The sequence below is a fragment of the Pseudomonas sp. EA_65y_Pfl1_P113 genome, from assembly GCF_963970525.1.
Classification (GTDB): Bacteria; Pseudomonadota; Gammaproteobacteria; order Pseudomonadales; family Pseudomonadaceae; genus Aquipseudomonas; species Aquipseudomonas tritici.
Genome location: NZ_CAXAQM010000411.1, coordinates 1 through 500, shown reverse-complemented (window position 1 = coordinate 500; position 500 = coordinate 1). Strand labels below are relative to the sequence as shown.

At 66.6% G+C, this 500-nt stretch carries 1 protein-coding gene; it reads left to right on the top strand.

The window, feature by feature from the left end; genetic code table 11:
* Positions 1-239: 239 nt before the first annotated feature.
* Positions 240-500 (top strand): alcohol dehydrogenase catalytic domain-containing protein (locus tag AACY52_RS30320; protein WP_339561381.1); only part of this gene is annotated, 261 nt, incomplete at its 3' end.

Here is a 500-nt window from a genome sequence, read left to right as displayed (position 1 = left end):
ACACGCAATTGCTCTGGGTCAGCATCCTCGGCTACTTGATCTTCGGAGAGGTGCCGGACCTCTGGACCGTCGTCGGCGCCGGCTTCATCGTCGCGAGCGGCCTCTACATCGCCCATCGCGAGCGGGTGCGCCGCTCGCAATTGCTGGCGACGGCCGGCGAGCCGTCCCCGAACGCCTGACGCAATATTCCCTTCCCTGTTTCGTGCTAGCAAGGCGCAAAGCCAGGGGGAGGAACCGTGATGCGCGCCGCCATTTTCCGGAACGGTGAGATCGTCGTCGACCGGATCGCCGATCCCAAGCCTGTCGCCGGCCAGGTGCTGGTGAAGACGCTGGCCTGCGGCATCTGCGGCTCCGACCTGCATGCGCGCCAGCATGCGCCCCGCATGGTCGAGATGGCGCGGAAGGTCGGCCGCAAGCCGATGGACCTGACCCGTGACATCGTGTTCGGCCATGAGTTCTGCTGCGAGATCGTGGAGTTCGGGCCGGGCACGGCGCGGAAG